We start from the raw sequence: 7580 nt of genomic DNA on the forward strand, positions 1-7580 counted from the left end.
GCCACGCTGCCCGCCACGCCGCCCGCCACGCCGAACGCCACGCCGCCAGCAAGCCCTCTATCATCAAACCAATCATTAAGCAACCAGCAAGTGAACCAGAGCAGCATGATGATGGGTGGCATCCACGGTTGGGTTTGCCATAGCCCGGTAAGTTGCTGTTCTGCCAGCCATTCAAGCGACGCAGGGGATGGTGTTCCCATCAGTCCCAGGCTGACGCCCAGTGATAGTATGAGGAGCGGGCCAAGCGCCAGTAGATATGCCAGCCGGTCGGCTATCGGGCGTATCGATGTATCCCCGTATGCTGCTGTATACTGATTGAGTAGGGCCGGCTTCATCAACACCCACCACAGCAGGCGCAGGCCGTCCAGTGGATTCCAGCGCGAGAGCTGGGGGGGTGGTGGCGATGATTCGGTTTGGTTTGATTGAGTTTCAAACGGGTTAGGGTTGAGACTGGAAGGGTAAACGGCAGTAATTTCACCGAGAGGGGTTGTGTATGATGAGGGTATAACCCCTTCAGGTCTTCTTTCGGAGCCAACGAGAACGGTTCCAGCAACGTTACTTTCATATTGGGCAATGTTGCTCTGCAACTGCTGAATGGTCTCATTACGTTGGGCGATGTCACTTCGCAACTGCTGAATGGTCTTATCACGTTGGGCAATGTTGCTCTGCAACTGCTGAATGGTTGCATCACGTTGCGTCAGGTCTGCCTCAAGGCGGGCAATCGTCTTGTCGCGCTGTGCCAGTTCCGATTGGGGATCAATACGGTAGACGGCCCAGTATAGATAGCGACTGGCCTCTTCGTAGTCGGGATTGAGGGCAATGACTTCAGTCAGCAACCTTTTGGCGCTGCTCCAGTCTTCTTGCTGGATCGCACCTAACGCCTGCCGGTACAGCTCGTCGAGACGAATATCCTGTTCCAGGGTGGCCTGTTCACGCTGCCAGTCGTGATCGGTTGGGTAATCAGTGATCAGTTGCTGCAACCGTGCTCTGGCGGTGGCATAGTCACGCTGTCGGCGAAGCTGCTCCAGTTCTTTCAGTGCCTGTTGTACCGCTTGCTGGCGTATACGGGTACGGATACGTTCCTGAGCCGGTGTATCTTCTGCCTGCTCATACGCCTGTAATGCTTCGGTCAGCCGGTTTTGTGCTTCGTAATCAGCACCGAGCTGTTGGTACAGGCGGTGATGTTCGCTGCGAATGTCGGGGTCGTTTGCCAGCCGCTCCCAGGCCCGGTCGATCAACGCCCGACGTTGGTCCACACCGGTGGCACTCTTCATCCGTTCGAGGTAGACCTGCTTCAGCCGTGAGTACGCTCTGCCCGGCACCATGTCGAACAGGGCCTCTAGCTCAGTTTGGGCCTCAGTCCACCGGTTGTTAAGGAGCAACAGCTCAGCCAGTAATTCGCGTGCGCCAGCGTGGTTGGGGTTCTCTCTTAGCGCCCGCCGCAGTTCATTCTCAGCTTCTGGCAATTTGTTGTCGTTATACAGAATGCGTGCTATATTGTACAGGCTGTCTGCCAGCGGTTTGATCCGATCCAGCTCTTCCTGGGTACGTGACAGCGGTTTATTCAGCGCAATCCAGCGCCGCAGCAGCTCTACCCGGAACCGATAGCCACCGTTAGCCGACACCAGAATATCCCACTCTTGCAGTTTCTTCGGTGCCTCACGCAACTCACGGAGTACGAGGCGTACGCCACTCTCATTTAGAATTGCCACCAGTTGCTCTTCGTCGACGATGGTTTGGCCCAGACCGGCCAGCGCTGCGGTGGCTACCTTTTCTGCCGGTCCCAGACCATTCCAAATCCATTCCAGAGCGTGACGATTGACGTCCAGTGTCGGCGTAATTGCATTCTCAACCGCGGTTGCCTGTACCGGCCCTGGTGTGTCACTCTGATCATACTCTGCATCCCACACCTCACCACACAACGCCTGCGTCAGAAAGGGATGGCCGCCGGTCAGTTGCCAGACCGCGTGTACCGCTTCGTCACTCCAGGCCAGACTGCCCTGCCGTTCGGACAGACGGACAAGGGTGGTGGTATCCTGCTCGCTGAGAAAGGAGATGCGTCTTGAAGGTACATCTTTGAACAGGCCGTAGACGAAATAGCTCAGGTCATCAATATTGCGGCCAAGCACGAAGACAAACTTCAGCCGTGGAAAGTCGCTACGGAAGAGTTCGTGCAGGTAGGCAAAGAAGTCGGTTGGTGGATTTTGGGTATTGTCCAGTACATCAAATTCATCAAGCAACAAGACCAGCGTCTTGGTTTTATCAATCTGCGCGAATACGCTGGGGAGAAAGGCGGTGTGAAATGATCGTGCTGGCGGTGGATCGAGCACCGGATCGGGCAAACGCAGCCTGTCTGCAATCGTGCGAGCCAAATCGTTCAGAATGCCATTGAGGGAGGTATCGGCCCGTGCCATCAGGTCGAAGAAGATCGGCACGTAGTTGCCGCGTTGCGGGAGTGTATCCTCCAGGTGGTGAAGAATTGATGTCTTACCAATCCGACGTTGCCCGTACAGGGCCAGCGCATGCTGGTGAGGGTTGTGCAGAAAACGCTCAACCTCACGCAGCACATCCTCACGACCGATAAAGTTCGGCGTTTTTCCGACCGGTTTTCCTGCAATGTAGGGGTTCGTTGCGGCAATCATTGTATTCGGCAATGCCTGCTTCGGATGCACTCTACCGCTTCCGCCAGCATGTTCGGCAGATCGCGAGCCGTGAATGTTAGGGAAGCTGCTTTTCCCATTATAACCAAAGTTGCTATCTTTGTCACCATAGCGACACGGAGGATACAGATGCAAAACTATCAAATCTCGCTGGATAAAGTACATGAATGTTAAGGACACTATTTGGTTATGCGCACCACGTTATTCGGCTGCGTTGTAGCGCGGCACCGATACCGCGCTCAATGGGCAAACTTCCTGCCTGCGCTCACCCGTCACCTGGTCGCCGGCACGTGATGAGAGGAGGAGGAGATGGCAGGTCAGGCTGGATACATTCCGCACCACTGCTCATATGTCATATGCGGTTCGCTTATCACGGACGGAAGGGTAAGCCTGACGGAATGTGCGCTGTACACGTGGTGTCGCCGTGACCGGTAACGTAACCGCTGCGATCTGCGCTGGATTGGAAGCACGGTTGGTGCAGCAGCGTGGCTGCCGCACGCCATACCATGCGCCACGGGCAATCTGGTCTGGCAACGGTATCCACTCTACGACGTGATCGCAGTGCGTACTGGGCGGGAAGGATGGTTCGGCGCATCCGCGTTCAGAGATAGTACCAGCATGATCGTCCGATGACGTGCTACGAATGCTATACCACCAGATGTGCTATCCCCCCCACTCGCCCGTAATACCCCAACATCACTTAACCCCCTCTCCTTTCCCTCCCTCCTATTTCCTCTTTTATCTCCTATTTTTCTCCTATCTCCTCCCCCAAAATCTCATCACCTTCTAACAACCTTCTAACCAAACATTAAAAACTTCCCGTCATGATACTCTTAGCGAAAACGACGGCATCGTTGTCGTCTGACGCCAGGGAGGTGTACGATGAATGTTAATCGTTTAGCGTTGATCTTTGTCTTCTTACTCGGCATCTTTATCGGCGTTGCCGGTGGTGCCGCAACCGGTGGTCTGGTCAGTTATCTGGTGGCCCGCCAGACTGTGGCCCAGGTCGCGGCTACAGTTACGACCATCAATGCCCAGCCGGTCATTGCGAGCAATGGCACCTCGTCCTCAACCCAAACCGTTACCCAACCGGTCGAGGTTGTCAGTGTCTCTGATGCGATGGTTGAAGCCGTGAAGCGTGTGGCACCGGCAGTCGTCACTGTCACCGTTACCGGCAGCACCGGTCAGGGGAGCGGGAGCGGTGTCATTATCAGCGATCAGGGCTACATCATCACCAATAACCACGTTGTCAGTGGGGGTAGTCGTTATTACGTACTCTTCGCTGATGGTGCCCGCCGTGAGGCTAAGCTAATCGGTACCGACTCGCTCAACGATATTGCGGTGCTGAAAGTCGATGGCGAGGTGCCGGGTGTCGCCGCTATCGGTGACTCGTCGGCATTGCAGCCCGGCGAAACAGTGCTGGCTATCGGTAGTCCACTTGGTAATTTCCGCAACACGGTGACTGCCGGCGTGGTCAGCGCACTGAACCGTTCGGTGCCCGGTAGTGGTATGGAGGGTCTGATTCAAACCGATGCTGCGATCAATAGTGGGAACAGCGGCGGCCCGTTGATCAACCTGCGCGGTGAAGTCGTCGGCATCAACACGCTGGTTGTACGCAACGATCTCGGTTTCGGGTCGAGTGCGCCGGTTGAGGGGCTTGGCTTCGCAGTGCCGAGCAGTATCTTCGCCAACGTTGCCGACCAGATCATCCGTACCGGTCAGGTGCGCTATCCGTTCCTGGGTATTACCTACCTGATGATCGATGGCGAGGTTGCCGCAGAGTACAACCTGCCGGTACAGAATGGCGCTTACATCAATGCCGGTATCAGTGGTCAGCCCGCCGTCTTGCCGAACACCGCCGCAGCGCAGGCCGGTCTGCGCGAAGGCGACATCATCCTCGCCGTGAATGATCAGCGGCTCGATGGCACCGTCTCGCTGCGCCAGCTCCTCTTGCAGTATCGCCCCGGTGATACGGTGGAATTGACCATCCTTCGCGATGGTCAGGAACAGCGGGTGTCGGTGACCCTGGGTGAACGTCCGGCTAACCTGCGTTGAGAGCCAGGTGTGTTCGCGTCACAGGTTTGGGGTGTGGCAGAAATCCTGCCACACCTTTAGTCATGTTACGGGTGCGGCGTATGGAAGTCATGGGCCGCGCCTTTTGTATTCTGAACCATATCAAATCTAGTTTGATAGCGGACAAGACACCGCCCGCATATTGTTCCGCTGCTCGCAAGCGCTGGGAGCGCACCTCCGGTGTGCCCGTCACCTGAAACCCGCACATTGTGCCGCGCCGGCAGCGGAGCCTCCCGCTCGCCCATACCTGTTTCCATCAGGTTATCATCACCCTGTACCAATGCACGACAGCGGGAACCATCCTGCTCCGGCGATCCCCGCCCCCAGCGGGGGCGGGCAAGGGTGGGGGCGTGTCGCAGCATCACTGTCACCTGCTGACCACCCGTCATGCTGGTGCTGTCTCTACATGCAACTGTACGTGAACCTGTTTGTGCGCCCGTACCGAACAACCAGCGGCTCACTACCGACCCGCCTGGTGTTGTTCCGGCGTGGGCACAACAACCTGAACGACGCATAGTGTCAGTTGCGATTTCATGTCAGCCGTGCCTGATGCCCGCCCCCCACCCCAACTGAGTTATTCAGACAGACAATCCCTGCCCCGTGCGCCGCAACCGCGCCACAAATTCGCTCAGCAGTAGCGCAGTTGCCCCCCATACCTTATACCCGTTCAAGGCAAAAAAGGGTACCCGCATCGGCGTGCCGTTGCGCTCCCAAATCTCCTCGCGCACCGTGGCCGGATCGAGAAGTGTCGCCAGGGGGACGGTGAAGACGTGTTCCACCTCTTCGGGATCGGGCTGCGGCTCGAATGAGGTTGGGTATAAGCCAACGACTGGCGTCAGATAGTTATTACTCGGCGGAATGTAAAACGTCGAAAGCTGGCCGAGAACAACAACCTGTGCTGGATGAATGCCTATCTCTTCCTGAGCTTCGCGCAACGCCGCCCCCACGGCACCATCGTCGGTTGGATCAATGCCACCACCCGGTAGCGACACCTCACCGCGATGGGTGGTCACCCGACTCGACCGTACTGTCAACGGAATGTGTAACGTGTCGGCGTGTGGGATGAGTAAGAGCAGCCCTGCCGAGGCGCGTGGGGTTACGCCCGATGGCGGCTGAAGCGGACGCAGTGGCGTACCGTCGAGGCGACGTAACACGAGTAGTTCGCTCGACGGTGGCGGTGGGGCGGCCAGGGCCGCCTCGATCAACTCGATTTGTCTTCTCCAGCTCATAGCTGTCTCCAACCTCTATGTATCTGCCTGATCCTGATATTGTACTCTATCCACTGCGTATCACCTGCCACACAGGTACGGCTTGCCGTCTCTCCACTTCTCCGCTACAATCCAACCATCAACACCGATATTCCCAACAAGGAGGAGCGTGTGAACACCCTGCACGAACAGCTTCAGGCCGATCATGATTATCTGATCCACCCTCTCACCCATCCGACGGCGCACCAGAATCCGAAAATCTGGGTTGCCGGTCGTGGTTCGATTGTGATTGATGCCGAAGGGCGCGAGTACATTGACGGTCTGAGCGGACTGTGGAATGTCAATGTCGGCCATGGTCGAGCCGAGCTGGCCGAAGCGGCCTGCAACCAGATGAAGCAACTGGCCTACTATTCGGCTTACGTTGGCTCGACCAATCTGCCGGCAATTGAACTGGCGCGGAAACTCAGCGAACTCTTCTATCCGAGCATCAACCACTTCTTCTTCACGTCGGGCGGCGCCGAGAGCACCGAAAGCTCGTTCAAGACCGCACGTTTCTACTGGAAGGCGGTCGGCAAGCCAGAGAAGGTCAAGTTTATTTCGCGTATGAAGGGCTATCACGGCGTCACCATGGCGGCGATGAGTGCGACCGGCCTACCCGCGTACTGGCCGATGTTTGAGCCGCGCGTACCGGGGTTCATCCATATCGAGTCGCCGTACCCCTACCGCTTCGTCAATCCTACCCCGCACCTGAGTGATGGGGTGGCCGCAGCCAACCTGCTCGAAGAGGCGATTGTACGTGAAGGGCCGGACACAGTTGCAGCCTTCATCGCTGAACCGGTGCAGGGGGCTGGCGGCGTCATTCCCCCGCAAGACGACTATTTCAAGCGCATTCGCGAAATCTGCGACTACTACGATGTACTCTTGATCAGCGACGAAGTCATCACCGGCTTTGGGCGTACCGGGCGCTGGTTTGGGCTGGAACACTACGGCATCGAGCCGGATATTGCCCAGTTCGCGAAGGGCATTACCTCGGGCTACATTCCCCTCGGTGGCATCGGCGTGAGCGACCGCATCTACGAGGCTATCCAATCGGTGCCACCCGAACAGCGCTGGATGCACGCCTTCACCTATTCAGGCCACCCGACCGCCTGTGCCGTAGCCCTGGCCAATATCGCCATCATCGAACGTGAGGGGCTGGTGCAACGGGCTGCCGAAGTCGGCGATTACATGCTGCGGCGGCTACAAGAGCTATACGCCCTACCGCATGTCGGGAACGTCCGTGGTAAAGGTATGATGGCCGGAATTGAACTGGTCGCAGACACTGCAACCAAAGCGCCCTTCCCTGCCAGTGCCAACGTCGGCGTGCGCGTCCAAAAAGAGATGACTGCTCGCGGACTCTTCACCCGTGTCGTGGGGGACACGATCTGTCTGGCACCGCCGCTGGTTACCACCTACGAACAGATCGATCAGATCGTACAGATCATCGCCGACTCGATTGAAGCCACAGTGTCTGCGATTAAAGCGTGATTCCGGCAAGCTGCCCCTCACCTCTCCCGCTCTGGGCAAAGTTCAGCGATGGATAGACGCGGTACCGGGTGTCCATCGGCGAGGCGGTGAGTTGTTGTGGTCGGGGCGACGC

General features: G+C 57.4%; 4 protein-coding genes. 2 read left to right on the forward strand and 2 right to left on the reverse strand.

Annotated elements, in window-relative coordinates; translation table 11 throughout:
- Positions 1 to 2642, reverse strand: a 2642-nt coding sequence (locus VAE57_RS16060) for a tetratricopeptide repeat protein (RefSeq protein WP_322822870.1), incomplete at its 3' end; no start/stop codon positions are given.
- A gap of 900 nt (positions 2643 to 3542) precedes the next feature.
- Between VAE57_RS16060 and VAE57_RS16065 the strand changes: the two genes are divergently transcribed.
- Positions 3543 to 4715, forward strand: a complete 1173-nt coding sequence (locus VAE57_RS16065) for a S1C family serine protease (protein ID WP_322822871.1) — start codon at positions 3543 to 3545, stop codon at positions 4713 to 4715.
- Positions 4716 to 5311: 596 nt separating this feature from the next.
- Here VAE57_RS16065 and VAE57_RS16070 read toward each other — a convergent pair.
- Entirely contained in the window at positions 5312 to 5962 is a 651-nt protein-coding gene (locus tag VAE57_RS16070; RefSeq protein ID WP_322822872.1) for a CoA pyrophosphatase, read from the reverse strand.
- Positions 5963 to 6112: 150 nt separating this feature from the next.
- Here VAE57_RS16070 and VAE57_RS16075 point away from each other — a divergent pair, with 150 nt between their 5' ends.
- Positions 6113 to 7468, forward strand: a complete 1356-nt coding sequence (locus VAE57_RS16075) for an aspartate aminotransferase family protein (protein WP_322822873.1) — start codon at positions 6113 to 6115, stop codon at positions 7466 to 7468.
- Positions 7469 to 7580 lie beyond the last annotated feature (112 nt).

The organism is Chloroflexus sp., assembly GCF_034434295.1.
Lineage (GTDB): Bacteria > Chloroflexota > Chloroflexia > Chloroflexales > Chloroflexaceae > Chloroflexus.

Excerpts from the sequence above, each read along its gene's own strand:
- VAE57_RS16065 (WP_322822871.1), top strand. The coding sequence starts at position 3,543 with ATGAATGTTAATCGTTTAGCGTTGATCTTTGTCTTCTTACTCGGCATC.
- VAE57_RS16070 (WP_322822872.1), bottom strand. The coding sequence starts at position 5,962 with ATGAGCTGGAGAAGACAAATCGAGTTGATCGAGGCGGCCCTGGCCGCC.